This is a genomic window from Alkalihalobacillus sp. R86527 (assembly GCF_042466185.1).
Taxonomy (GTDB): Bacteria; Bacillota; Bacilli; order Bacillales; family Guptibacillaceae; genus Guptibacillus.
Window position 1 is genome coordinate 3,657,816 of sequence record NZ_JAXHBW010000001.1, and the last position, 26,184, is coordinate 3,683,999.

A 26,184-nucleotide genomic window follows, 5' to 3' on the forward strand; every position below is an offset into this window, starting at 1 on the left:
CAGTATTTACAACAAGAAATATCTTACTCCTACGTTTCATAGGAATCAATAGATTAAATAAGATAGAGAATTTAAGAATTATTCTCTAAAAAATGAAGATTTCGCGTAATTCACTATAAGTGAAATGCTAATTCGTTTTGGTTACAATCGACCTTAAGACATAAGCTATTGCTTATGACAGACTGAAATGAGAGGTTGAGAGACATGGTTGAAAACAAAGTAGTATTCATAACAGGAGCAGCACAAGGAATCGGGTATCAAATCGGAGAAATGTTTGCCAAGAACGGTGCGAAAGTTGTTTTATCTGATATTAATGAAGAAGGGGTAGAAAAAGCCGCAAAAGCGCTGACCGACCAAAACTTAACTGCAATTGGAGTAAAAGCGGATGTAACGAGTGAAGAAGAAATCAATGCTGCAATTAATCAAACGGTTGAAACATACGATCGCATTGATGTTCTTATCAACAACGCTGGACTTCAACACGTATCGCCAATCGAAGAATTCCCTACTTCTAAATTTAAATTAATGCAGGACATCATGTTGACAGCTCCATTTATCGCGACGAAGGCTGTTTTTCCCATCATGAAAAAACAAGGAAATGGCCGCATCCTGAACATGGCTTCCATTAACGGCGTCATCGGGTTCTCAGGAAAAGCCGCATACAATAGTGCGAAACACGGCGTGATCGGTTTGACGAAAGTGAGTGCACTTGAAGGGGCGGAACATGGCATCACAGTTAACGCCATAGCACCTGGCTATGTAGATACACCACTCGTTCGCGGTCAATTAGAAGACTTGGCGAAATCTCGTGGAGTAGAATTGGAAAAAGTGTTAGAGGAAGTCATCTATCCTCTTGTACCTCAAAAACGCCTACTAGACGTTGAAGAAATTGCAGACTACTCCATGTTCCTTGCAAGTGATAAAGCGAAAAGTGTAACAGGACAAGCCGTCGTAATCGATGGCGGATATACAGCTCAATAAGCTTCAAAGAGCTTTTGAACACGAATTAAAGCGAGCCGACTACTGGATGTAGTCGGCTCGCTTCTTTTTTTGTTCAATTCCCATCTCTTATTATTCGCCCAGATGCGTGAACCACCTCACATTTAATACAATGTGTCCGGTCATATCCATAATCCATCAAAAGAAGCATAAGCCTAGATAGGCTTATGCTTCTCAGGTTGTCGAGAAAGTCTCGACAACCTATTTTTTTTGCCTTTTTTTATTTCACCCTTTTGTTAAGCTAGAGATAGATTCTTTTTAGGCGGTGATGTAATGTTTCAATCTAAGAAAGATCGGCAGAATGAATTAGAAATGGTAACGATTGATGAACTTGTCCCTGATAACCACTTATTACGTAAGATCGACCACTACATAGATTTCTCCTTTATCCCTGAAAAAGTCCGTCCTTATTATTGTGAAGACAACGGCCGTCCATCCCTTGATCCCCTAGTATTATTTAAGATGATGTTTATTGGATATATTTACGGCATTCGCTCTGAACGCGAATTAGAGCGTCAAATTCAAACGAATGTCGCGTACCGGTGGTTCCTCGGATTGAATTTAACCGACGCCGTACCCCATCACTCTACGATCAGCTGGAATCGCAGAATGCGTTTTAATGAAACAGATATTTTCCAAGAGGTTTTTGATGAGGTCGTCCACCAGGCTATGAACCATCGAATGGTGTCAGGACGAGTTCTCTACACCGATTCCACACATCTAAAAGCGAGCGCGAATAAGAAAAAGTTCTCCAGGAAAGACGTTCATGTAGAAACGGCCGACTATATAGATGAACTCAATGAAGCAGTGGAACAGGACAGGTCTGATCATGGAAAAAAGCCTCTAAAAGAAAAGAAGGAGGTGAATAAGACGAAGGAAATCAAAGTCAGTCATACTGATCCTGAGAGTGGTTATTTATATCGAGAACATAAACCTGAAGGTTTCTTTTACTTAGATCATCGCACCACAGATATGAAATTCAACATCATTACCGACGTCCATATTACTCCAGGTAATATTCACGACTCCAAACCTTATTTACAACGGTTAGACCGCCAGGTAAAACGCTTCGGTTTTAAAGTAGAAGCAGTCGGTCTAGATGCAGGATACTTAACAGCCCCTATTTGTCACGGACTCGAACAACGAAACGTATTTGGCGTTATCGCTCATCGTCGCTACCAAAGTAAAAAAGGATTTCTTCCGAAATGGAAATACAAATATGATGAAAACCTCGATCGATATGTTTGTCCTCAGGGTGAGGCACTGGCGTACGCGACGACGGACCGAGAAGGGTATCGTCACTATAAGTCGGACCCCACGAAATGTAAGACTTGTCCTCTTCTGGCACATTGCACTGAGAACCAGAAGCACCAGAAAACCATCACACGCCATGTGTGGGAAGGGGCAAAAGAAAAGGTTCGTCAGAACCGACTTTCCAATGAGGGAAAGTGGATTTATCGCATGAGAAAAGAGAAGGTTGAGCGTAGCTTCGCAGATTCAAAAGAACTGCATGGGCTGCGTTATTGTCGCTTGCGTGGAAAACAAAAAGTAAGAGAACAAGCGTTACTGACTGCCGCCTGTCAGAATATGAAGAAGATTGCCCTTCACTTAGACCGGGTGAGCTAGGTGAAGGAGAGTTTTTTTCATAGTACTAACATTAAAATTTAAAAAAACGACCTCAAAATACAAACCAACAAAAAAAGCTTGTAGAAGAACCTGGGGTTCCTCTACAAGCTGAGAAGCATAAGCCTAGATAGGCTTATGCTTCTTTTCTAGCTCACTTGCGTTCAATGACTGCAACACACTCCACGTGCGTCGTATGCGGAAACATATCAACAGGTTGAACTTCCTTCGTCTCATACCCACCATCTTCAAGGATTCTAAGATCTCTCGCTAACGTAGCTGGGTTACACGATACATACACAACTTTCTTAGGATTCATATCGAGAATTGTCTCTAATAGAGACTCATCACAGCCTTTACGAGGTGGATCAACGACGAAGACATCAGGCTTGATGCCTTTTTTCTTCCACATCGGAATGATAGTTTCTGCTTCGCCTACTTCAAATTCTGCGTTCGTGATGCCGTTTAATTCAGCATTTCGTTTCGCATCTTCAATCGCTTCAGGTACGATTTCGACTCCGTAAACTTTTTTCGCTTTCTGAGCTAGGAAGAGAGAAATCGTTCCGATTCCACAATACGCATCGATGACCGTCTCTTCACCAGTTAATCCCGCATACCGTAAGGCTTGATCATAAAGAACCTTTGTTTGATCAGGGTTCACCTGATAAAACGAGCGTGCAGAAATAGCGAATTTAATATCACCGATCGTATCGTAAATGTAGTCATTACCCCAGAGGACACGCGTTTCGTCACCAAAGATCACGTTCGTACGCTTAGGATTAATGTTTTGTACGATCGACTTCACACCAGGTACTTGTTTCGTGATATCACGGATAATATTCTTTCGGTTCGGTAAATCTTTCTGTTTCGTTACTAGAACAACCATAACATCCTTCGTTTGTTTACCGTACTTTGCAACAACGTGTCTCAACGTACCACGATGACTGCGCTCATCGTACGCACGGATACCGTATTTCTCAGCAATACCTTTCACGACTTCTAGCACACGATCATTTTCTTGCTCTTGGATGAGACATTGATCCATATCGATGATCTTGTGACTACGCTGCTGATAGAAACCGGCAACAATCTTGCCACCTTCTTCTCCAACAGGAACCTGAGCTTTATTTCGATAACGCCAAGGATCTTCCATTCCGAGCACCTCATGGATAGGAACGTCGATTTTACCAATTCGCTCCATGACGTCTTTTACTTGTTTTTGTTTAAACTTTAACTGACTTTCGTACGTGATATGTTGCGTCTGACAACCTCCACACTTATAAAAGATTGGACATGGCGGCGTGTTTCGCTCTTCACTTTCTTCCAACACCTCGACGATTTTACCAAATCCGTAGCCCTTCTTCGTTTTGACTACTTTCACTTTCGCTATTTCGCCTGGAATTCCATAAGGGACAAAAAGCGTATATCCCTCTACTTTTGCGACACCGGCACCATCATGAGAAAGGTCTTTGAATTCTACGTCGACTATGTCGTTCTTTGTTACGGGCGTTTCTTGAATACTCATATTTTCAGTCCTTTTCCGTTCAATGTCATGTACAAAAATTGTACCACAGTGTGAATCGATATAGAAATTGGTTCGTTCCCGCCCAATTTACACCAAGTAAAAAAGCCAGAGATTAAATCTCTGACTTCTCCTCCTCAGGTAAGGAGTTTTTCATCGCTTCTTCATCTGTTGAATGCTTTTTATTCGTTTTTGATGGTACAATCATCGTTATGTGACGATAGAGGTTTGTAAACTCTGCAGGAAGAGGGCCTCCGTATTCGCCATCAAGATTAAGCTGCATTTTATCGACGGCTTCTACCTTAATTTTACTAGCCTTTTTGTAAACAACGTTAGGATCATTAATATGATCCCCTCTTAGTGCACTACTCGCAATCCGAATAAACTCAGCAATATTGGTTTTCTTCAAAATCATAAGATCAAAAAGACCGTCATTGAGAGATGCATGTGGCGCAAGCTTCTCAAATCCGCCTATAGAGTTTGAGTTAGACACGAGGAAAAGCATAATTTCATCCTCGAATAATTTCCCGTCATATTCGATTCGTGTCTTTGTTGGACGGATCGAAGGTAGCATCTCGATCCCTTTCATATAATAAGCAAGCTGGCCTAGCATCGTTTTAAGCTTACTTGGAACTTCATACGTTAATTCCGTTAAACGCCCACCACCAGCGATATTAATGAAATAGTGATCGTTCACGCGTCCTACATCGATCGGCATCTCAAGACCTTCACAAAGAACATCCATAGCGCCCTCGATCGTTCTCGGTACACTGATCGCGCGAGCAAAGTCATTTGTCGTTCCAACAGGAATAATACCAAGCTTCGGTCGGTACGGCTGCTCAGCTATTCCATTGATCACTTCATAAATCGTTCCATCTCCGCCAGCCGCGATTACAAGATCAAACCTTCTCTCAACTGCGATACGAGCCGCTTCAATCGCGTCTCCTTCACAAGTAGTCGCATGTGCAGATGTTTCATATCCGTTTATTTCAAGACGTTCCAATATATATGGTAACGAACGTTTCACCTGTTCTCTTCCGGACGTGGGATTGTAGATCAGTCTAGCACGTTTCATCCTTCATCATCCTATCTTCTGTATCTCTATTCTATACTTACCATTATAAACCAATAGTAATCTGTTTTCGCATGATTGAAAAGCCTCAAAAGCTCGACAATTTCGCACGATTTCCCTACTAATATATGTTTAACAAACAAAAAACGCCCACATCACCGTGACCGTTTCAACCCGAATAACCTCAGATATGATTATATTCGTTTAGCCTAGAAAAAGCAATAAATGTACAGAAAAGCGGAGCGCTTAGAAACGGAGAAATTGGAACTCCTATAATCACTTAAAACAAAAGGCACTTATATTGTTGCTTTAGAAAGAATTTCTGTATTAAGAACCCCACTTAGCTAATTGGAACGGAAATCCCTCCCACTCTTATAGCAACAAGGTTTACGATAAGAGCCAAACAAAAAAAAGCCCTCCAAACAGGAGGGCTTTCACAAATCAAACTATCGCTTATCCATTTCCTCTACAATCAACTTGTTAACCATAGGAGGATTGGCTTTACCTTTAGTTGCTTTCATCACTTGTCCGACAAGGAAACCAAGCGCACGGTCTTTACCGTTCTTGTAATCCTCGATCGACTGTTCGTTCTCGTCAAGAATGCCTGTAACGATCGTGCGAAGCTCGCCTTCGTCAGAAATTTGTACAAGGCCTTTATCCTTAACGATTTGTTCAGGATCGCCACCTTTTTCGATAAGGTCTTTAAATACTTTCTTAGCAATCTTAGATGAAATCGTACCTTCATCGATTAATGCAATTAGTTTACCAAGACCTTCAGGTGTTAAGGCTACTTCATCAATTTCCTTATAGTTAGCATTCAAGTATGCAGAAACTTCACCCATCAGCCAGTTAGAAGCCTGCTTAGGATCTGCACCTTGTCCAATTGCTACTTCAAAGAAATCGGACATCTTCTTGGATTGCGTAAGAACCATCGCATCGTACTCTGGAAGATCATACTTATTCACATAGCGTTCACGTCTAGCATCAGGAAGCTCAGGGATATCACGACGTACTCGCTCCATCCACTCTTGATTGATGGCAAGACGGACAAGGTCAGGTTCAGGGAAATAACGGTAATCGTCAGAGCCTTCCTTCACACGCATAAGAATTGTTTTCTTACCTGCTTCATCGTAGCGGCGTGTTTCTTGACCGATTACGTTTCCAGCAAGTAGCTCTTTCTCCTGGCGTACTTCTTCATACTGAAGACCTTTATGAACGTTAGCGAACGAGTTCAAGTTCTTAAGCTCTGTCTTCGTTCCGAACTCTTCCTGTCCATATGGACGAAGTGACAAGTTCGCATCACAGCGGAGAGAGCCTTCTTCCATCTTACAATCAGAGACTTCCGTATATTGTAGGATTGCTTTCAACTTCTCAAGATAAGCATATGCTTCTTCAGGTGTACGAATATCTGGCTCAGATACAATCTCAACAAGAGGTGTACCTTGACGGTTAAAGTCAACGAGTGAATGATTTTCTCCATCCACATGAGTCAGTTTACCTGCATCTTCCTCAAGGTGAAGGCGAGTAATGCCAATTCTCTTCGTCTTACCATTCACTTCGATATCGATCCACCCATTTTCACCGATCGGCTTATCGTACTGAGAAATCTGATATGCCTTAGGGTTATCTGGGTAGAAATAGTTTTTACGGTCAAATTTCGTGTCTTCTGCAATTTCGCAGTTTAATGCCATAGCAGCACGCATTGCGAAATCAACAGCCTGTTCATTCATAACAGGAAGCACACCAGGGTGTCCTAGACAAATCGGGCACACATTCGTGTTAGGAGGCGCACCGAAATTCGTTGAACAGTTACAGAAAATCTTCGTGTTTGTCTTAAGTTCCGAGTGAACTTCAAGACCAATAATTGTTTCAAAATTCATCTTCAGTCGTCCCCCCTTACAGCTCTGGTTTAGCTTTATGATGATCAGTTGCTTGCTCGTATGCATGAGCTACGCGATAGACTGTGTTCTCATCAAAATGCTTTCCGATTATTTGTAATCCGACAGGAAGTCCATTAGACAACCCACATGGAACAGAGATGGCAGGTACACCAGCTAGGTTAACGGGAATCGTCAAAATGTCGTTAGCGTACATCGTTAATGGGTTATCAATCTTTTCGCCCACTTTAAATGCAGGTGTCGGTGTCGTTGGTCCAATAATAACATCGTAGTCCTCAAACACTTTTTCAAAGTCGTTCTTGATCAGTGTACGAACCTTTTGTGCTTTTTTGTAGTAAGCATCATAATATCCTGAGCTTAACGCAAACGTTCCAAGCATAATACGACGCTTCACTTCCTCACCAAAGCCTTCGCTTCTTGTTTTCTTATATACATCAAGAAGGTTATCAGCTTCAGCACGAACGCCATATCTTACCCCATCAAAACGCGCAAGGTTTGCTGATGCTTCAGAAGAAGATAGTAGGTAGTACGTTGCTACAGCATACTTTGAGTGCGGAAGAGAAACTTCTTCCCACGTTGCACCAAGTTCTTCAAGTTTTTTCAGTGCGGCAAGGACTTTATTCTTCACGTCTTCGTCTACACCTTCAGCAAGGTACTCTTTAGGTACAGCAATACGTAGACCCTTCACGTCTCCAGTTAAACTAGAAAGGTAATCAGGTACATCAACATTTGCTGACGTTGAGTCCATCTTGTCATGTCCCGCAAGTGTCTGAAGAAGATATGCGTTATCTTCAACTGTATTTGTAATCGGACCGATTTGGTCGAGTGAAGATGCGAATGCAATCAATCCAAAACGAGAAACACGGCCATACGTTGGCTTTAACCCAACAACACCACAAAATGCTGCCGGCTGACGAATCGAGCCACCGGTATCAGAACCAAGTGAGAAGAATACTTCACCAGCCGCAACAGCTGCGGCAGAACCACCGCTTGATCCGCCTGGTACATAGTCCGTATTCCACGGGTTACGAGTACCATAGAAACCTGAATTCTCGTTTGAAGAACCCATTGCGAACTCATCCATATTTAGTTTTCCTATCGTAACAGTTTCGGAAGCTTGCAAACGCTCAACTACTGTTGCGTTATGTAATGGTTCAAAATTTCCTAATAGCTGACTTGCAGCAGTTGTACGAAGACCCTTTGTAACGATGTTATCTTTCACACCGATCGGTAATCCGAAGAGTAACCCTCTTGCATCTTCCGTACCTAACTTATCATCAAGGGATTTTGCAGCTTGCATAGCCCCTTCTTCATTTAAGGTCATGAATGCCTTTACTTTGTTTTCAACCGAGTTAATACGGTCAAACGAACTTTGAACAAGTTCACTAACTGATAGTTCTTTCTTGTGTAGCAAGCTATGGAGCTCGCTTATGCTTTTATCAAACATCGGTATCTCATACCTCCCTTACTCAAATATTGATGGAACCTTTACTTGTCCATTTTCTTCATCCGGTGCGTTTTTCAGCGCTTCCTCACGTGAGAGCCATGGCTGTACTTTGTCTTCACGAAGAACATTCTTTAAATCAAGAACGTGAGTAGTTGGTTCAACGTTATCTGTATCTAGTTCATTCAGCTGCTCTGCCATCGAAATAATGTCATCGAGCTGAGTTGTAAACTTTTCGACTTCTGATTCATCCATTTCAAGTCTTGCCAGGTTTGCAACATGCTTAACCTGTTCATTTGTAATTCTGGACATCTCTTTCACCTCCGTAAAATTCGAACAACCTGCAATATATAGATGATACCAAAAACAGACTTCATTAAGCAACAGAATGCCGCTTTGTCAATATTAAACAAACGTTTGATTATATGCTCTCAATCAAACGTTTGTTTAACCCTTATGACCTTATACTGCCCTTTCATATCGAACTATTTGTATAAGAATAAAAAAAGACCCACTCCAAGTGGAGTGAGTCATTATCTTACTATTAAAGTTTTGAAGATTTTGCTTCATCAAACTCTGCTTCAATTTCTGGTCCAGGTTCTTTACCAACATAGCTGAATGCCAATACTGCGATCCAGCATAGGATGAATCCTGGTACGATTTCGTAAAGGTCGAACAGGCCACCAGATAGTTGCTTCCAGATAATAACTGTGAAAGCACCTACAAGGATACCAGCAAGCGCACCGTTACGAGTCATGCGTTTCCAGAACAAGCTTAGGATGATAACTGGTCCGAATGCGGCACCAAATCCTGCCCAAGCATAACTTACAAGACCTAGTACACTGCTCTCAGGGTTGTAAGCAAGAAGGATTGCTAGCAATGCGATTGCAAGTACAGCAATACGACCTACCCATACAAGCTCAGTTTGGCTTGCGTTCTTACGAAGGATTGCTTTGTAGAAGTCCTCCGCAACAGCACTAGAAGATACTAGAAGCTGAGAGTCAATAGTACTCATGATTGCAGAAAGGATTGCTGCAAGTAAGAATCCTGAAACCCAAGGGTTAAATAGGATTTGAGTAAATTCGATAAATACTGTCTCAGAGTTTTCAAGACCACCTGAGAAGAATGCGATACCGATGAAACCAGTGAAGATCGCACCGAATAGTGAAACAACCATCCAAGTCATACCAACAAGACGAGCTTTTGGAATTTCTTTTGATGATTTTACTGCCATAAATCGTGTAATGATATGAGGTTGTCCAAAGTACCCAAGTCCCCAAGCAAGAAGGGATAGAATACCCATGAAGCTCATACCAGTGAAGATATCTAAGTAAGTTGTGTCCATTTCGCCAACTTGGTTGACTGTTTCGCCCCAACCGCCCATTTCAAAGAGCGCAACGATTGGTACAACAACTAGAGCTAGGAACATCAAGATTCCTTGGAAGAAGTCTGTCCAGCTTACTGCTAAGAAACCGCCGAGGAACGTATAAGAAATAATTACGATTGCACCGATCCACAAAGCACTTTCGTAGCTCATGCCGAACGAACTTTCAAACAGGATTGCGCCCCCAACTAGACCTGAAGACGTATAGAATGTAAAGAATACAAGAATGACAATTGCTGAGATAACACGAAGAGCTTTTGATTTATCACGGAAACGATTTTCAAGATAATCCGGTACCGTAATGGAATCATTTGCTACCTCAGTGTAACGACGAAGACGTGTTGCCACGAATTGCCAGTTCAGGTAAGCTCCGACCGCGAGCCCAATCCCGATCCAAATCTGGCTCATACCACCTGCGTACATTGCACCAGGTAATCCGAGTAAGAGCCAACTACTCATATCTGACGCACCCGCACTAAGGGCTGCAACAGACCCACCTAATCTTCTTCCTCCAAGAACATAATCTGATAAGTTGCTTGTTAGTCGGTAAGAAATTAGACCGATTGCAAGCATTCCGACAAGATATACTATAAATGTGACTAACGTAGGCGTTTCAATACTCATCTAGTACTATTCTCTCCTTTCAGTAAAAAATGTAATTATGGATAGTATGACTAATAAAGGCATCGGTATAAGTAACCAGAACCAAGTTGCTGTTGTTAAGGTGTATTCCACACTTTCACCTCCTTTAAGTCATTATTCACAGGTATGCATTTTCCTGAGAATTTAAATTATCACTATAGACCATAAGTCCTTTTACAAACCAATGATTACTATATCACAAAATATTTTTCAGAACAATGAAAATATTATATAATAAAACCTTTTGTGTATATTTATTCAATATTACCCTTCCATACGGTGTCATATAGAAGTATGTGGAATAAGTATTCAATTAAATTAATTAAAATTAATTGGCGAATATGTAAACAAAAGACATACTTTAGTAACATTTACCCACCAAAAGAACATGTTAATCATCATTTTGAAATTTTCTTTAGTATTTTTGTTTTTTTTATAATAACCCGTTTCAATTAATTACATTCACAAGGTAAAAAATCATAAAAGAAAAGCACTCTCGAAAACAACGAGAGTGCTTATTTGATCTGATATACTCTAGTACATTTCAGAAATTGTTTTCGCCTGCATATGAAGGATCAAGTAATCAGGTCCACCTGCTTTAGAGTCAGTACCTGACATTTTGAACCCACCGAACGGATGGTAACCAACGATTGCGCCCGTGCAATTTCGGTTGAAATAAAGGTTTCCTACATGGAAATCTACCTTCGCGCGTTCGATGTGCTCACGGTTGTTTGTAATAACAGCACCCGTAAGTCCATATTCAGTATTATTTGCGATTTCGAGAGCATTGTTGAAGTCCGTTGCTTTCGTCAAGCAAACAACTGGTCCAAAGATTTCTTCCTGTTGCATACGAGATTCAGGGTGAAGGTCAGCAAATACTGTTGGTTCAATGAAGAATCCTTTTGAATCATCTCCTTTACCACCAGCAACTAGACGTCCCTCTTCTTTTCCGATCTCAATATAGCTCATGATTTTATCATAAGCACCTTGATCGATTACTGGTCCCATGTACACGTCAGGTTTCTTTGTTTCACCCATAGAAAGCTCTTTTGTAAGTTTAACGACACGATCAAGTACTTCATCATATACGTCCTGATGGATGACGGCACGTGAACCAGCAGAACATTTCTGTCCTGAGAATCCAAATGCTGAAACAACGATCGCTTCAGCAGCAAGTTCAAGGTCAGCAGTATTATCAACAACTACCGTATCCTTACCACCCATCTCAGCGATTACCTTCTTCAGGTGTTTTTGACCAGGTTGAACTTTTGCAGCACGCTCATAAATACGCGTACCTACTTCAAGAGAACCAGTAAATGAAATCAATGCAGTCTTAGGATGGTCTACAAGGAAATCACCTACTTCTTTTCCACTACCTGGAACAAAGTTAAGTACACCTTTCGGTAAACCTGCTTCTTCTAGAACTTCCACGAATTTAGCCGCGATAACAGGTGTCGCACTTGCAGGTTTCAATAGCACTGTATTGCCTGTTACAAGTGGAGCAACTGTTGTGCCTGCCATAATCGCAAACGCAAAGTTCCATGGAGGGATAACAACAGATACGCCAGCCGGAGTATAAACATAACGGTTATATTCATTAGGGCGACTGATTATTGGTTTCCCTTCGCCAAGATCAATCATCTGGCGAGCATAGTATTCCATGAAGTCGATTGCTTCAGCTGTATCAGCGTCCGCTTCCTTCCATGGCTTACCTGCTTCTTTTACTAGATACGCCGAGAATTCATGCTTACGACGGCGTACGATCGCTCGCAGCACGGAATAGAACATCCGCACGAGCACGAGCGGACCATTTTCTCCAGCCTTCAAGAGCTTGATCAGCTGCTTGAATAGCTTTTTCAGCGATATCTTGATTCGCTTTAGAAACTCTACCTACGACTTCTTCTTTGTTCGCAGGGTTAATAGAAACGATCTTATCCTCGGTGCTAATGCGCTCACCGTCTACGAGAAGATCGTGATCTTTTCCGAGTTCGCCTTCAACTTTTTTAAGCGCTGCTTCGAACGCCTTACGGTTATCATCTACCGTAAAGTCTGTAAATGGCTCATGTTTGTAAGGTACTACCATGTAAATCCAGCCTCCTTGTCGATTAAAACGTTTTCACATCTATTATTCTATCATGTAATGACACAATTCTTCAAACAAAGAAAATATTGCCACAATTTCAGATAGAATAATATGGTTTTTATTACTATATATTGGCTGTTTCCTAAATCACTTTCTACTAAACCCTTATTTTTGTATAATCTTGTCACTCTCTAAATCGGAAAGATTACTATTTGCAAGGTGGGTAAATTCCTATATAATGAACTACAGTGAATCACAGTAAAAGGTAAAGGGAGTTTAATATGAAAAGATACGTGGTGGTAGCATTCTCGCTATCTTTATTTACGTTTCTGTTGGTTGGCTGCGCTTCAGGTAGCAATGAAACGTCTGAAGGCAAGCTTGTGATCTATACAACGTTATATCCAACTGAATATTTCGCTGAACGAATTGGAGGGGATGCTGTTAAGGCAGAATCTATTATCCCTCCTGGGAGCGATGCACATAGTTTCGACCCAACGACTCGAACGATGACACAGCTAGCGGAATCTGACTTGTTTATATTCAATGGTGCAGGCCTCGAAGGTTTCGCAGATACAGCAAAGGATATCCTTCAAAAAGAAGGTGTCATGACACTCGAAGCTTCAAATGGTATTGATCTTGCTGAAACAGAAGAAGGTCATGAAGAACACGATGAGGAAGATGGAAATCACCATGAGCATGACCATGGGAATGTAGACCCTCACGTCTGGATCGACCCTGTTTTTGCGATTGAGCAAGCGAGAAATATTAAAGATAGTCTTATCGAACTAAATCCTGAGCAAGAGAAAGAGTTTGAAGCGAATTTCAAAAAGCTCGAAGATGACTTATTAGAAATCGACCAGTTGTTTAAGACAATGGTCTCCAATGCAGAAAAGAAAGAATTTCTAATCTCTCACGATGCCTATGGGTACTGGGAGAAGCGCTACGGACTTGAGCAGCTGAGTGTCTCCGGGCTCTCACCATCCCAGGAACCAACCCAGCAACAGCTTGAAAAAATTATCGAAACAGCGAAGAATTATAATCTGTCATATATGATCTTCGAACAAAATGTTACGCCTAAACCAGCGAAAACGGTTCAGAAAGAACTAGGACTTGAACCTCTTCGAATTCATAACCTCTCCGTTCTCTCAGAAGATGACATTAATAACGATGAAGATTACCTTTCTCTTATGAAGAAAAATATCCAAACACTAGAGAAAGCACTAAACGAATAAGAATAAGAAGGCTTCTACGAATGCGTAGAAGCCTTCTTCATTAGTTATAAATATGAACGAACGGTTCATCATTATTTGGGTCTTTCACAATAATACTTTCTGGTTTACCGTTACTCGTAATATAAATCGATACGGGTAGATTTTGTTGGAACGTATCGTTACGCTTTTTAACCAAGCCAGTAACAAACTGAGTAAAGGAAATGACCTCTGCTTTACTATAAAACTGTATAGGAATTTCTACTTTCAACCGTCTTAATTCATCCTGTTTGTAAAAACCTGAACCGATCACACCTACAAAGTTAGGAAAGAAATCCTGAATTTCACGAGTAAAGTCTGCGAATTTTTCGGCATCAGCAGGAAACTCATTATCGGCTTTGTCAGATGGAAAAGCGACATATTCTTCATTTAGATCTTTCCAAGAGCCAGCACTTGTCTTCCCTTCTTCAACGATTGTACTAGCGACAAAGTTACCTGGCACTACTGATTGCCTCGGTTCTTCAATGAAAAGCGTAAACATAACAGGGACATCGTGTTCTTCTCGAATCTTTTTGAGGATCGGCTTGATTGCTTCCTTCCCCTTTTGAATAACGTTTTCCCGATCCAACTTAACGTTGCCGGTATATTTCAGTCCTTCTTCATCCAACACTGAATATGGATACTCAGAATACAAAGAGAGGGCAATCGAAATACCGCCTAGCTGCAGTTCATCCTTTTTGTTTTGTACATAGTAATCCTGTTCATGAATAAAGGATAGGAATTTCGGATTGCTTTTTTCTGCTTCGATCACTTTTTCGTGCTGAGCAGGATCATCCTCCACGCCCAGAGCAGGGTTTACCCCCTCACTATCACCCTTTTTTCGATATAACCAACTGTGAATTTGCTCAGAATCAAAAAGCTGACCTTCTTTAAAGAAGTATTTCTCTGGATCAAACTGTTCCTGAGAAAGACGAATTAATCCCATCTCAAGGGAATCAACATCAAGTCGATTATCAACTCCTGCTGTGATAAGACCTCTTACCTCTGAAGCATCAAGAGTGTTCTTGTCTCCCTTTTTCTCTAGTACGGAACGGTAATACTTCTCAGATGTCTTAATATCTTCACTGACGATCATTTCTTCACTTTCTTCACCCTTAGAATTAGGCACTTCCACTGAATCTTCCTGCTTGTCCTTCATAAAACTAGGAACACAGCCTGATAAAATCAGCGAAAGAGCCATCACACTACCGATGATCGCTCGCATCTTTCGCATTATTTCCCTCTCCTCATTTGGTTAACTCCTCGACGAATTTGTTTTCATCCCATACTTCTATACCTAACGATTCAGCTTTCTCGAGCTTTGAACCGGCATCTTCCCCTGCAATGAGTAAGTCAGTGCTTTTACTTACACTCCCTGTTACTTTTGCGCCTAGTTCTTCAAGCTTCTTCTTAGCTTCTCCACGACTCATTTTCTCAAGCTTCCCTGTTAATACAACGGTTTTTCCTGCAAACATGGAATCGATGTCCTCAACAGCTACTGGCTTCGGCCCTTTATAAGTCATGTTCACACCAGCTTCTTTAAGTTCTTCAACCAGATCATGCACTTCTTCATTCTGAAAATATCTCACAACAGAGTCTGCCATCTTTTGACCCACTTCGTTGATCGCTTCAAGGTCGTCAATCGTGGCTGCCATTAAACTGTCCATCGTACCAAATTGCTGCGCCAGTGTCTTTGCTGCCTTCGATCCTACATGACGAATTCCTAGGCCAAACAACAATTTCTCTAGTGAGTTATCTTTTGAAACCGCAATGGCTTCTAATAAGTTCGATACCGATTTCTCGCCCATTCTTTCAAGTTCGATGAGCTGTTCATGTGTAAGCTGATAAATATCAGCAACATCATGGATGAGCTCTTCTCTAAACAATTGAGTAATTACGCGTTCCCCAAGACCGTCGATGTTCATCGCGTTTCTAGAAACAAAGTGAATTAATCCTTCACGAAGTTGTGCAGGACACTTTGGATTAATACACCTTAAAGCAACTTCTTCTTCGAGGCGTACGAGATCACTTTCACACTCAGGGCACGTTTCAGGCATTGCAAAGCCTTGCTCTTCTCCAGTTCGGCGTTCTTCAAGTACTGAAACCACCTCAGGAATAATATCGCCGGCTTTTTTCACAACAACGTAGTCACCAATTTTTATATCTTTCTCTTTGATTAGGTCTTCATTATGAAGAGAAGCGCGCTGGACAGTTGTACCAGCGACTAGCACAGGCTCTAGTCGAGCTGTAGGCGTTACTACACCCGTTCTTCCTACGTTCAGCTCGATATCGAGCAGTCTTGTCACAACTTCTTCAGCAGGAAACTTATAGGCGATTGCCCACCGCGGGCTTTTAGCAGTGAAACCTAGCTCTTCTTGATGTTCGAGCGAATCCACTTTCACTACAATACCATCAATCTCATACGAAAGATCAGGTCTTCTTTCAGACCAGCCACTAATATAGTCGATCACAGAATCAATTGAGTCACAACGTTTCCACTCAGGATTCGTTTTAAAGCCTAGCTTGCTAAGATAATCGAGACCATCTGAATGGGAGTCGATTTCTTCTCCGTCTACCGTTCCTACGCCATAAACGAAAATCGATAGATTACGACTAGCTGCAATTTTCGGGTCTAACTGACGAAGCGATCCAGCAGCTGCATTCCTCGGGTTAGCAAACACATCTTGTTCATTCTTCTCACGGTCTTCGTTTAGCTTCATGAAAGAAGGCTTAGGCATATAGGCTTCGCCGCGAACTTCCATACTAACCTTCTCACTAAGACGAAGTGGTATTGCAGGAATCGTCTTCAAATTCTGCGTGATGTCTTCACCGATCGTACCGTCACCGCGCGTCGCGCCACGGACAAACAAACCATCTTCGTAAATTAAAGATACCGCAAGACCATCGATTTTCAATTCACATACATAAGAAAAGTTTTCGCCTATACGATCACGTACACGTCGGTCGAAATCTTTCAAGTCTTCTTCCCCAAAAGCATTTCCAAGGCTGAGCATCGACACGCGATGCTCAACCTTTTGAAACCCTTCTAGCGGAGGACCACCAACTCGTTGTGTAGGCGAATCATTCGTACGAAGCTCAGGATGCTTTTCTTCAAGACTTAGAAGCTCATTCATCATTCGGTCGTATTCAGCATCCGGTACACTCGGCTTGTCCAACACATGATATTCATAATTATATTTATCTAGAAGTTGTCTCAGTTCTTTAATACGTTTACTAGCTTTCTCATTTTCCACTATCAAACCCTCACCTTTCAGGATCGCTATTCTTTCTCAATCGGAGCGAACTTAGCGAGAAGTCGCTTAATGCCTACAGGAGCAGGAAATGCAATATCAAGCTCTGTTGAATCTCCCTCACCTTTGACGCTGACGACTGTTCCAACACCCCATTTACGATGACTCGCCTGGTCACCCACTTTCCATGCGAGTGCCTCTCCACCTGTAGAAGTAAGCTGTGGACGACGAGGTTTCTTCGGCGCAGCTGGTCTCGTTGGACGAGAGTTTGAATTGGGTGTAAACGGTGAAGGTTTTTCTTGACCCTCTTTCTCCATTAGTTCTTCAGGAATTTCTCCAATAAAACGAGATACTGGGTTCGTGTTTGTCTTACCATATAAGGTCCGCATACGAGCATTCGTTAAGTAAAGCTCTTCTTCCGCTCTCGTTATACCTACGTAGGCTAGACGACGTTCCTCTTCCATCTCTTCTTCTTCAAATAATGACCGACTATGAGGGAAGACGCCTTCTTCCATCCCGATTAGGAACACTGCCGGGAATTCAAGTCCTTTTGCTGAGTGAAGCGTCATGAGCGTAACGGCTTCTTTTTGTTCCGTCTCATCTTCATCGAGTTTATCGATATCCGCTACGAGAGCTAGGTCCGTTAAGAATGCAACCAAGCTTTTATCTTCACTCGCTTTTTCGAATTCTTGAGTAACAGAAAGAAATTCATTAATGTTCTCTAAACGAGATTGTGCTTCGATCGTATTCTCATTTCTTAGTGCATCACGATATCCAGACTTATCAAGAACTTCCTCAACTAACTCAGATACTGCAAGATACTCTTGCATTTGGGTCCAGTTTGCAATCAAACTTCCAAAGCTTCCTAGTGATTTAGTGAAACGAGCGCTCAGTCCCATTTGTTCCACTTCTTGCAGAGCAGTGAATATAGAAATGTCTTGATCAGCTGCGTATCGTGCTACCTTATCCATTGTGGAAGCACCTACACCCCGCTTAGGTACGTTAACAATTCGAAGCAAACTGATGTCATCATCAGGGTTGGCAATTAACCGCAAATACGCAAGCAAGTCTTTAATTTCTTTCCGATCGTAGAACTTTGTTCCGCCGATAATGTTATACGTAATGTTTGATTTGTTGAGGATTTCCTCAATAACACGTGACTGTGCGTTCGTGCGATACAGAATGGCAATCTCTGAATTCGTACGTTTCCCGCTGTTTACCATATCGAGAATCTTACCTGTCACAAATCGGCTTTCATCGTGTTCATCGTTCCCCTGATAATACGTGATTGATGGGCCATCTTGATTATCAGTCCAAAGCTTCTTAGGCTTACGATTCATATTGTTATCAATAACAACGTTCGCAGCTTGAAGAATCTTCTTCGTTGAACGGTAATTTTGTTCTAATAGAATAACACGTGCACTCGGATAATCCTTTTCAAATGAAAGGATATTTTGAATATCCGCCCCACGCCAACGATAGATCGACTGATCAGAATCACCTACAACACAAAGGTTCTGATACTTCTCGGCCATCAATTTAACGAGCACATACTGCGCTTTGTTTGTATCTTGATACTCATCCACATGGATGTATTGAAACTTACGCTGGTAGTATTCGAGAACTTCAGGTACCTTCTTAAATAGTGTGATCGTGCGCATAATCAAATCATCAAAGTCCAACGCCTGATTTTTACGAAGCTGCTTCTGGTATTGCTCGTATACATCTGCAGCAATTTCTTCAAATGGACCTTTCGCACTCGTCTTATAGTCTTCTGCTGTTTGAAGTTCGTTCTTCGCTGAACTGATACTTCCAAGAATACTTCTAGGATCGAATTTCTTGGGATCTATGTTCTTATCTTTAAGAATCTTCTTTATTACCGTGAGCTGATCACCAGAATCTAAAATCGTGAAGTTACGATTAATCCCAATGCGGTCACCGTCTCTTCTCAAAATTCGCACACACATCGAGTGGAATGTTGAAATCCAGATATCCTCTGCCACTGGTCCAGTGATCGAATACACCCGATCCTTCATTTCTCTAGCAGCTTTGTTCGTGAACGTAATCGCGAGAATATTCCACGGTGCAACTTGTTTTTCTACAAGTAAATACGCAATCCGATGCGTAAGAACTCGTGTCTTACCACTTCCCGCTCCCGCCATAATCAATAGCGGTCCATCTGTATGCTTGACCGCCTCCTGCTGTTCAGGATTTAATCCATTTAATAATTTATCAACTAATCGTTGCATGTTTCGCACCCCTTACAAACATATGTTCTTAATTCCTATTTTACCCGACCGATAGGAGAGAATCAATTTCCTTTAACAGCAGCCACTGTTTTCAGCGCCTTCTTCACATCATCATAGATACTATTCCCCACAATAACGGTATCAGCATAAGCAGCCATTTCTTTGGCTCTTTCAGGAGAATCGATCCCACCGCCATAAAAAAGCTGCGTCTCTTCAAGCGCATTGCTAACCTTCTCAACGAGATTGACATCACCGTAAGTGCCACTGTATTCCACATAAAAAATCGGCAACTTAAACATCTTCTCCGCCATACGAGCGTAAGCCAGAACATCACCTTCTTCAAGGTTTGTTTCCGCAGAGGTTAATGTAGCAACCTTTGAATCGCTATTCAAAATACAATAGCCTTCCATAACAATTTCATCCCAATTCATGATCTCACCAAATTCTTTCACAGCTTCATGATGCAATCCAGTCACCCAGCGACTATCCTTCGTGTTCATCACGGTTGGAATGAAATAAAAATCGAACCCCGGCGTAACGGCCTCTACCGAAGACACCTCAAGCGCACAAGGCACCGCATAACGACGAATCCTAGCAAGCAGATCCAACGTACGATCTAACGTAACACCATCAGACCCACCAACAATCACCGCATCCGTCCCAGACTCACAAATCAACTCCAGATCATGATCTTCAATCTCTTTATTAGGATCAAGCTTAAACACATGCTTCCAACTGCTATAATCAAACATCAAACCGCTCCTCCTACTTTTCCTCATAAATTGGATTATATCAGAGAAACAACGAAAAGCGGAAGTGGCCGTTTAGATCCGACAAGCGCTGGAACCTTTCAATTTGAACACGCCCTTTGTGTTCAGGTTGAAAGGTGAAGCGATCGAGGATCTGGCCACTGTAGCTGGACATACGAAAAGCGGAAGTGGGCCCGTTTAAATCCGTAGGGCGTTGGAGCCCTTGCGAATGAGACGATTTGTGTCTCAATCGCAAGGGTGAAACGACCGGAGGATTTGGCCCACTGCAGCTGGACACCGAAAAGCGGAAGTGGCCGTTTAGATCCGACAAGCGCTGGAACCTTTCAATTTGAACACGCCCTTTGTGTTCAGGTTGAAAGGTGAAGCGATCGAGGATCTGGCCACTGCAGCTGGACACAAGAAAAGCGGAGGGGCGCGTTCAGGAACGGAAATATTGGAACTCTTGAATGGGAACACGCTTTTTGTGTTCCTATGAAAGAGTGAAATATTGGAGTTCCTGCGCCCCGCAGCTAGACAAGAAAAGCGGAACTGGCCGTATAGGTCCGAAAGGCGCTGGAACCTAATGGAATGAAAACGCTTTTTGTGTTCAATCCATTAGGTGAAGCGACCCGAGAGCCGTCCACTTAGCACACTAAAATGATTGATTCAAAGGAGCGAAGTTCGATTCTCCTTCCCCACATAAACAAAAAAAGAGCCGAAATCCGGCTCGTTTTTATAAATTAATCATTATTATGGACACGATCGAGTGTCATTTGATAGCCATCGTTGCCATAGTTTAGACAACGTTTCACACGAGAAATAGTAGCTGTGCTTGCGCCTGTTTCTGTTTCGATCTTATGGTACGTATAACCTTCTCGAAGCATTCTAGCAACCTCTAATCGCTGTGCTAGCGATTGAATTTCGTTAACTGTTGCAAGATCATCAAAGAACAAATAACATTCTTCTAGATCTTTCAATGAAAGAATAGCTTCAAATAGTTGATCGAGTGTTTTACCTCGTAGTTTATCAATTTGCATATATTAGCACTCTCCTTACTGATTACTTGTAACTACATTTAATTCAGGTACGATATTTACCCAAGTTTGTCCTGGAATAAGCGGAACAGAGCTTCCGTCTTTCACCGCGGTAATGCGTCCATTCTCATTTTTCCACGTTACTTCCGTTTTTACACCTTCTTGTAATAAAACTGCACTTCCGCCAGACTCTAAATCGATCGCTCTTCTTCCATAATCATCAATTATCTGATGATTCGCTTCCACGACCAAGACATTTTCCAATGCGATCGTATCTTTTGTCTCGCGATCTTTCATCAACTCACCGTTAACAAATCGCTCATAAACGCCGTCATTGTATCGATACGAGACGTGATATGTGTCGCTATAAGCAAGCTCTACTGATGTGTCTTCTTTTGAATCTCTCTTTTCATTATCAAAAATAAAAGGTTTCGGACTTTGCTTCAGGTCATAGCCATTAGTAGTCGCGCCTTTTTTAATCCGTTCCGTGGTGATATATGAATTGTGTGGCGCCTTTCTGAAAGAAGCTCGTTCAAATAACGTTCCATCATATTGCATGCCATTTAGATGGTCGACTGCACCGGAATTCAAGATGGTTTGAGCAGAAGGTGAGTACCCATGCGCAACGAAAATCCCATTAAATCCTGCATTTAATTCGATAAAATAATCCCGAGCACTTCGAACTGGTCCAACAATGTCTGGATAGTCACTTTGATAAATCGCTAACAACCTGGTGATCTTACCTTCAACGAGCATTTCATATACGATATCTGCTTTGTGAAGTCCAGACTGGGGCCTTGCTTTAGGATGATTATTCACGACTACACTGATTACACGCTGATCGCTATTCTCAGTAGCTACACCCGTGAGGGGCGCTTGTTCTGATTGAACTTGATCAACTTTTTTATTCATTGATGAATCTTGCACATTGGCTGATTCCGCTCCTGTTTTCTGAGCAGTATCCTTTTGAGAACAGCCGGCAAGTAACCCTACAGACAAAATAACTGCCAGTGAGACGCGCAATTTCCCCACGTCATCACGCCCCCTTTGCTTATAAAGTCTATCCTTTTATATTTTACCGCATTATCGCAGGAAAAAGTACCGTCTTTCTCTTTACATCATAAATTCCCTGTTGAGTCAACCGTACAAAAGGTAAATGAGTTGAAGAAAAGAAAAGCAAACTATATATGGGATCTCCAAATGGATACCCCCGCTCTTTCAATTCCGTCACCATTTTCTTCTCTTGTTCGATCACTTCCTCGAGCGGTAATGGCGACATCTTGCCCATCAAAGGTAGGGGGATTTCAACAACGACCGCACCCTCTTCTACAAGGACAATACCCCCGCCGATCGACCGAACTCTTTCTAAAGCAGCGATCATATCCGCTTTTTTCTTACCTATCAAGATATAATCACCTGAATTTGAATAGCTACTTGCGAAGCCTTTGACCTTATTTGCAAAACCTTTCACGATGGTATTCACTCTCCACTTGCCTTCCTTACTAAGAAGCATCATGAAACTTTCATCATGATCTGAAGGTAGTTCGTCAATTGCCGTTTCATATGAAAGGTTATATGGCTTTGTGATCACAGCGTTTACCATTTCGATCCCAGCTGGTCCAGAGAACGTTAAATCATCCTTCTCTAATTCCCAATTCTCTTGATCTTGAACGAGACCTTGCTCCTCCCAATCAAACGACCAATCATTATATACTTCAACACCATCACGCTTAATCCATTCTCCACGTGCTAGAACGGAGACTGGTGTTGGATGATGCTTTGATTCCAAAAAGTTGATATGAGCAAGTCTTCCAGGTGCTATCATACCATGTGTATCCGTAATACCGTAGTGGTTTGCAACATTATATGACACCATCGCATACGCATCTTCCACAGGTACACCTTTATCCAAAGCGATCGATACAAGCTTATCTGTCAGCCCCTGTTCGAGAAATGAAGGTGTTGATCCATCTGTGTTCATCATCATTCGATCAAAACAGTCGACCCCTTTTTCAATTAACGACTCAAGAATAACGGGCAGATCTGGACGTATGGAGGAATAACGTAAAGACGTCATCATTCCCATCTCAACTCTGCGAAGAGCTTCTTCACCCGTCATCGCCTCATGATCACAAGAAACGCCGTAGAGTCCCATCTTCGTTAAAGTCTTTAAGGATGCTCCCGGTAAGTGTCCTTCAACCGGTTTCCCTAACCTATGCGTCTCCTGCATCCATTCAAGAATTTCATCATCTCCTGCTATAACATCAGGCCACGCAGTTAATTCTCCTCCCTGTATAACCAGCGGATGTGCTAGCCACTCTTTCATCTTCTTATTCGTGATGGTTTCTTCATTCAACAGCTGTGTTTGGGAATCATACCGTGCCCACCAGAACATCGAAACAGGGAATTGATCGAGCTCATCCAATATTGTAAGCGCTTTCTTTTGTGGTAATCCTAACAGGAAAAACAAGTTGTCATTAATCATCGTCGTCGTTCCCCTGTTCGATGCATAGCGTGCTAATGATAGGGGATTATAAAGTTGAAACGGATGGGCATGAGGTTCAATGTATCCAGGTACGAGATGTTTCCCCTCACAATCGATCCATTCTGTTGCAGGATTTTCTTTAGGCAATTCATCTCCAACGTATACAATCCGATCCTCATAGATCCATATATTTGAAGTGATCCATTTTTTTAAGGCGTTGTTTAAATACGTTGCATGATATAAGACGATTGATGGAGGCAGTTCGCCGGACACAACCTGTACATGCTGTCTCAATTGCTGCTTCGTCCATAAATACTTTCGCTTAGGCATGTCCATCCCTCGTTTCATTAAGTTTTCTCTATTTTAACATAATTTAGAAAAGTTGTTAGTGTTGATTTAAATCGTTGAAGGGAGTTTTCATTATGAAACCAAACATCAGTATGATGAATGCATTTATTCGTTTAACCGCAGGGTTTACGCTCCTTTCCTGGTCGACCGCAAAATTATGCAGAAACGAAAATATCTCTTCGTCCCTTTTACTAGCCGCTGCTGGTGCTCTGAAAATCGCTGAGGGGCATACTCGATATTGCCCAATCGTCGATTTCATGAACCAGGAAGAAAATCGAGACCCTGATGAAACAGCTCTCGAAAAAGTCATCAACCCCTCTTAAATACACGAAGTACGATCAAAAGAAAAAACTTCCCTGATTTCAGGGAAGTCAAATTGTCGAGAAAGTTTTAAGGACCATCTGCACGGATATGGAGGTGATTTCCGCTCCAATCAACATTATTATGTATGATATGAAAACAAGACAAAAGCAAAGCGAATTAAATAAGGCTAGATAAATAAACCAGATGATTACCTAATAATAAGCGGTTGGAAAGTTCGCTATGATTCACCTGAATCTAGTAGGTATGAATATCCCTTAACTCCCGTGATAAACGGGCTTTCATCTACAGAAAAGCAACTGTATTCAAACTTCAACGATATATGGATTACAATTATCAGGGCTTCTCTACAAAATGAAAAGAAGCGCCCTCATTGGGGCGCTTCAGCTTGTAGAGGAACCCCAGGTTCTTCTACAAGCTTACTTCCCTGATTTCAGGGAAGTTTTCGCAACATAACAAAAGGAGGTATCACCGTGCTTGAATATATTACAGACACGTGGGTAATTTATACATTATTAATCGGTAGTATTATTGCTATATCATTTGCTTACATCAAAAAGAAACGCGTGAAATAGCACGATGGCCAATGTCAGTTCTATAAAAGCCATCCTCGACATTTACGTGCTGAAGTTCCGAATAGACAGCTTCCTTTGCTTCTTGCAGGTTTCCCCCAGCTGCTGAAATGAGCAAAACTCGTCCACCGTTCGTTACGAATTGCTCACCTTTCATCTCAGTACCCGCATGGAACACAAGTGCTTCAGATGTCACATCAGTTAAACCTGTAATCGACTTTCCTTTTTCGTAATGCCCAGGATATCCTCCGGAGGCCACTACAATACCCATAACGGATTTCTCACTCCATGTGAGTTTCACTTCTTTATCGTCTAACACGTTTTGGATACCTTCTATAAAGTCAGAAGTGAGACGAGGGAGCACGACCTGCGTTTCAGGATCGCCAAACCTTGCATTAAATTCAATTACTTTAGGTCCATTCTTCGTCAGAATCAAACCAGCATAAAGAACGCCAGTAAATGATCTACCCGCTTTCTTCATTCCTTTTGCAGCAGGTAGTAAGACTGAGTGTATAGCCTCTTCAACAACACGTGGGGAGATTTGTGGAACCGGTGAATAAGCACCCATACCACCTGTGTTCGGTCCTTTATCTTCATTAAAGGCCCTCTTGTGATCCTGTGAAATAACGAGGGGATGGACGTTCTCACCATTCACCAACGCCATCAAAGAAAATTCTTCTCCCTCTAGAAATTCCTCGACTACAACCTGTTCACTCGCTTCTCCAAACTGATTGTTGACCATCATGTTATGAAGGCTTTCCAAAGCTTCATCCAACGTCATCGCAACGACGACACCTTTTCCTGCCGCAAGACCGTCTGCTTTCAGAACGATCGGAGCGCCGATCTTTTCAACATATTTTCTAGCTTCCTGGTAATTCGTGAAGGATTGCGAATCAGCGGTAGGTATACCGTTAGCGGCCATTAATTCTTTTGCAAACGTTTTGCTTCCTTCTATTAAGGCAGCTTCTTTCGTAGGCCCAAATACGCGAAGCCCCGCTTCTTCAAAACGATTGACGATTCCTTCTAACAACGGTTGTTCTGGCCCCACTAGCGTAAGAGAGATTCCCTCTTTCTTTGCAAAATCGATAAGACTTTCATGATCTCCTTCATCAATAGGGACGAGCTGACTAACGCTCGCCATGCCTGCATTTCCTGGTGCTACATATACCTGATCGACAAGAGCGCTCTCGGCAGCTTTCCACGCCATCGCATGCTCTCGCCCGCCGCGTCCAATTATCAATACCTTCATCGAATAACCTCC

Annotated in this window: 19 protein-coding genes and 1 pseudogene; 5 read left to right on the forward strand and 15 right to left on the reverse strand. The window is 42.0% G+C overall.

What is annotated here, in order from left to right; all coding sequences use genetic code 11:
* The first annotated feature begins 204 nt into the window (after window positions 1–204).
* Both SJY16_RS19160 and SJY16_RS19165 read left to right on the forward strand, forming a co-directional pair.
* On the forward strand, window positions 205–981 hold the full coding sequence (locus SJY16_RS19160) for a 3-hydroxybutyrate dehydrogenase (protein WP_377891692.1): 777 nt from the start codon (window positions 205–207) through the stop codon (window positions 979–981).
* Window positions 982–1,272: 291 nt separating this feature from the next.
* Window positions 1,273–2,625 (forward strand): IS1182 family transposase, encoded by a 1,353-nt coding sequence (locus SJY16_RS19165; protein ID WP_377888055.1) that lies wholly within the window; start codon window positions 1,273–1,275, stop codon window positions 2,623–2,625.
* A gap of 151 nt (window positions 2,626–2,776) precedes the next feature.
* On the opposite strand, the gene rlmD is transcribed toward SJY16_RS19165, so the two are convergent.
* The 7 genes and pseudogenes from rlmD to pruA form a co-directional block, all read right to left on the reverse strand.
* Window positions 2,777–4,147 (reverse strand): 23S rRNA (uracil(1939)-C(5))-methyltransferase RlmD, encoded by a 1,371-nt coding sequence (rlmD, locus tag SJY16_RS19170; protein ID WP_377891694.1) that lies wholly within the window; start codon window positions 4,145–4,147, stop codon window positions 2,777–2,779.
* 112 nt (window positions 4,148–4,259) lie between these two features.
* Window positions 4,260–5,219 (reverse strand): diacylglycerol kinase, encoded by a 960-nt coding sequence (locus SJY16_RS19175; protein WP_377891696.1) that lies wholly within the window; start codon window positions 5,217–5,219, stop codon window positions 4,260–4,262.
* 443 nt (window positions 5,220–5,662) lie between these two features.
* Window positions 5,663–7,096, reverse strand: a complete 1,434-nt coding sequence (gatB, locus tag SJY16_RS19180) for an Asp-tRNA(Asn)/Glu-tRNA(Gln) amidotransferase subunit GatB (RefSeq protein WP_377891698.1) — start codon at window positions 7,094–7,096, stop codon at window positions 5,663–5,665.
* A 16-nt stretch (window positions 7,097–7,112) separates the two neighbouring features.
* Window positions 7,113–8,567, reverse strand: a complete 1,455-nt coding sequence (gene gatA / locus SJY16_RS19185; RefSeq protein ID WP_377892347.1) for an Asp-tRNA(Asn)/Glu-tRNA(Gln) amidotransferase subunit GatA — start codon at window positions 8,565–8,567, stop codon at window positions 7,113–7,115.
* A gap of 12 nt (window positions 8,568–8,579) precedes the next feature.
* On the reverse strand, window positions 8,580–8,870 hold the full coding sequence (gatC, locus tag SJY16_RS19190) for an Asp-tRNA(Asn)/Glu-tRNA(Gln) amidotransferase subunit GatC (protein ID WP_377891701.1): 291 nt from the start codon (window positions 8,868–8,870) through the stop codon (window positions 8,580–8,582).
* 232 nt (window positions 8,871–9,102) lie between these two features.
* Window positions 9,103–10,566 carry a sodium/proline symporter PutP gene (putP, locus tag SJY16_RS19195; RefSeq protein WP_377891703.1) on the reverse strand — a complete coding sequence of 488 codons (1,464 nt, stop codon included), beginning with the start codon at window positions 10,564–10,566 and terminating at the stop codon, window positions 9,103–9,105.
* Window positions 10,567–11,118: 552 nt separating this feature from the next.
* Window positions 11,119–12,667: pseudogene (gene pruA / locus SJY16_RS19200) on the reverse strand (L-glutamate gamma-semialdehyde dehydrogenase).
* Window positions 12,668–12,948: 281 nt separating this feature from the next.
* Between pruA and SJY16_RS19205 the strand changes: the two are divergent.
* Complete coding sequence (locus SJY16_RS19205) at window positions 12,949–13,899, forward strand: metal ABC transporter solute-binding protein, Zn/Mn family (RefSeq protein WP_377891704.1); 951 nt, start codon at window positions 12,949–12,951, stop codon at window positions 13,897–13,899.
* 40 nt (window positions 13,900–13,939) lie between these two features.
* On the opposite strand, the gene SJY16_RS19210 is transcribed toward SJY16_RS19205, so the two are convergent.
* The 7 genes from SJY16_RS19210 to SJY16_RS19240 all read right to left on the reverse strand — a co-directional run bounded on the left by SJY16_RS19210 (window position 13,940) and on the right by SJY16_RS19240 (window position 24,012).
* The gene (locus SJY16_RS19210; RefSeq protein ID WP_377891707.1) at window positions 13,940–15,148 is read right to left on the reverse strand and encodes a CamS family sex pheromone protein; all 1,209 of its coding nucleotides are present in this window, start codon (window positions 15,146–15,148) and stop codon (window positions 13,940–13,942) included.
* Window positions 15,149–15,161: 13 nt separating this feature from the next.
* The gene (gene ligA, locus SJY16_RS19215) at window positions 15,162–17,168 is read right to left on the reverse strand and encodes an NAD-dependent DNA ligase LigA (protein ID WP_377891709.1); all 2,007 of its coding nucleotides are present in this window, start codon (window positions 17,166–17,168) and stop codon (window positions 15,162–15,164) included.
* A 26-nt stretch (window positions 17,169–17,194) separates the two neighbouring features.
* The gene (gene pcrA / locus SJY16_RS19220; RefSeq protein WP_377891712.1) at window positions 17,195–19,414 is read right to left on the reverse strand and encodes a DNA helicase PcrA; all 2,220 of its coding nucleotides are present in this window, start codon (window positions 19,412–19,414) and stop codon (window positions 17,195–17,197) included.
* A 62-nt stretch (window positions 19,415–19,476) separates the two neighbouring features.
* The gene (gene pcrB / locus SJY16_RS19225) at window positions 19,477–20,166 is read right to left on the reverse strand and encodes a heptaprenylglyceryl phosphate synthase (RefSeq protein ID WP_377891715.1); all 690 of its coding nucleotides are present in this window, start codon (window positions 20,164–20,166) and stop codon (window positions 19,477–19,479) included.
* A 737-nt stretch (window positions 20,167–20,903) separates the two neighbouring features.
* Entirely contained in the window at window positions 20,904–21,200 is a 297-nt protein-coding gene (locus SJY16_RS19230; protein WP_377891718.1) for a YerC/YecD family TrpR-related protein, read from the reverse strand.
* 15 nt (window positions 21,201–21,215) lie between these two features.
* Window positions 21,216–22,229, reverse strand: coding sequence for a DUF3048 domain-containing protein (locus SJY16_RS19235; RefSeq protein WP_377891720.1), 1,014 nt, complete (start codon window positions 22,227–22,229; stop codon window positions 21,216–21,218).
* 43 nt (window positions 22,230–22,272) lie between these two features.
* A complete protein-coding gene (locus SJY16_RS19240) occupies window positions 22,273–24,012 on the reverse strand; it encodes an adenine deaminase C-terminal domain-containing protein (RefSeq protein ID WP_377891722.1) in 1,740 nt (579 codons plus the stop codon).
* Window positions 24,013–24,104: 92 nt separating this feature from the next.
* On the opposite strand from SJY16_RS19240, the gene SJY16_RS19245 reads away from it, so the two are divergent.
* Complete coding sequence (locus tag SJY16_RS19245) at window positions 24,105–24,353, forward strand: YgaP-like transmembrane domain (RefSeq protein ID WP_377891725.1); 249 nt, start codon at window positions 24,105–24,107, stop codon at window positions 24,351–24,353.
* Between the two features lie 471 nt (window positions 24,354–24,824).
* A complete protein-coding gene (locus tag SJY16_RS19250) occupies window positions 24,825–24,926 on the forward strand; it encodes an EYxxD motif small membrane protein (protein ID WP_333489753.1) in 102 nt (33 codons plus the stop codon).
* Here SJY16_RS19250 and purD read toward each other — a convergent pair.
* The gene (purD, locus tag SJY16_RS19255; protein WP_377891727.1) at window positions 24,904–26,172 is read right to left on the reverse strand and encodes a phosphoribosylamine--glycine ligase; all 1,269 of its coding nucleotides are present in this window, start codon (window positions 26,170–26,172) and stop codon (window positions 24,904–24,906) included. The two genes, SJY16_RS19250 and purD, sit on opposite strands and share 23 nt — an antisense overlap.
* Between the last annotated feature and the right edge of the window lie 12 nt (window positions 26,173–26,184).